General features: G+C 54.8%; 1 rRNA gene. It reads right to left on the bottom strand.

Features of this window, described 5'->3' with window-relative positions:
- Positions 1-45 precede the first annotated feature (45 nt).
- A 16S ribosomal RNA gene (locus JWF83_RS26735) occupies positions 46-1,588 on the bottom strand.
- Between the last annotated feature and the right edge of the window lie 3 nt (positions 1,589-1,591).

The raw sequence follows: 1,591 nt of genomic DNA, 5'->3' as shown, positions 1-1,591 counted from the left end.
ATCAGACAATCTGTGTGGGCACTGCGCGGGATATCTTCACATAGGTAAGGAGGTGATCCAACCGCAGGTTCCCCTACGGTTACCTTGTTACGACTTCACCCCAGTCATGAATCACAAAGTGGTAAGCGCCCTCCCGAAGGTTAAGCTACCTACTTCTTTTGCAACCCACTCCCATGGTGTGACGGGCGGTGTGTACAAGGCCCGGGAACGTATTCACCGTAGCATTCTGATCTACGATTACTAGCGATTCCGACTTCACGGAGTCGAGTTGCAGACTCCGATCCGGACTACGACGCACTTTATGAGGTCCGCTTGCTCTCGCGAGTTCGCTTCTCTTTGTATGCGCCATTGTAGCACGTGTGTAGCCCTGGCCGTAAGGGCCATGATGACTTGACGTCATCCCCACCTTCCTCCGGTTTGTCACCGGCAGTCTCCTTTGAGTTCCCGACATTACTCGCTGGCAACAAAGGATAAGGGTTGCGCTCGTTGCGGGACTTAACCCAACATTTCACAACACGAGCTGACGACAGCCATGCAGCACCTGTCTCACGGTTCCCGAAGGCACTAAGGCATCTCTGCCGAATTCCGTGGATGTCAAGGCCAGGTAAGGTTCTTCGCGTTGCATCGAATTAAACCACATGCTCCACCGCTTGTGCGGGCCCCCGTCAATTCATTTGAGTTTTAACCTTGCGGCCGTACTCCCCAGGCGGTCGACTTAACGCGTTAGCTCCGGAAGCCACGCCTCAAGGGCACAACCTCCAAGTCGACATCGTTTACAGCGTGGACTACCAGGGTATCTAATCCTGTTTGCTCCCCACGCTTTCGCACCTGAGCGTCAGTCTTTGTCCAGGGGGCCGCCTTCGCCACCGGTATTCCTCCAGATCTCTACGCATTTCACCGCTACACCTGGAATTCTACCCCCCTCTACAAGACTCTAGCCTGCCAGTTTCAAATGCAGTTCCCAGGTTGAGCCCGGGGATTTCACATCTGACTTAACAGACCGCCTGCGTGCGCTTTACGCCCAGTAATTCCGATTAACGCTTGCACCCTCCGTATTACCGCGGCTGCTGGCACGGAGTTAGCCGGTGCTTCTTCTGCGGGTAACGTCAATGACGAAGCGTATTAAGCTTCATCCCTTCCTCCCCGCTGAAAGTACTTTACAACCCGAAGGCCTTCTTCATACACGCGGCATGGCTGCATCAGGCTTGCGCCCATTGTGCAATATTCCCCACTGCTGCCTCCCGTAGGAGTCTGGACCGTGTCTCAGTTCCAGTGTGGCTGGTCATCCTCTCAGACCAGCTAGGGATCGTCGCCTAGGTGAGCCGTTACCCCACCTACTAGCTAATCCCATCTGGGTTCATCCGATGGTGTGAGGCCCGAAGGTCCCCCACTTTGGTCTTGCGACGTTATGCGGTATTAGCTACCGTTTCCAGTAGTTATCCCCCTCCATCGGGCAGATCCCCAGACATTACTCACCCGTCCGCCGCTCGCCGGCAAAGTAGCAAGCTACTTNCCGCTGCCGCTCGACTTGCATGTGTTAGGCCTGCCGCCAGCGTTCAATCTGAGCCATGATCAAACTCTTCAATTAAAA

Source organism: Pantoea sp. B65 (assembly GCF_047308185.1).
GTDB lineage: Bacteria > Pseudomonadota > Gammaproteobacteria > Enterobacterales > Enterobacteriaceae > Erwinia.
Note: the sequence above shows the minus strand (reverse complement) of the source record. Positions and strands in the feature narration are given on the sequence as shown.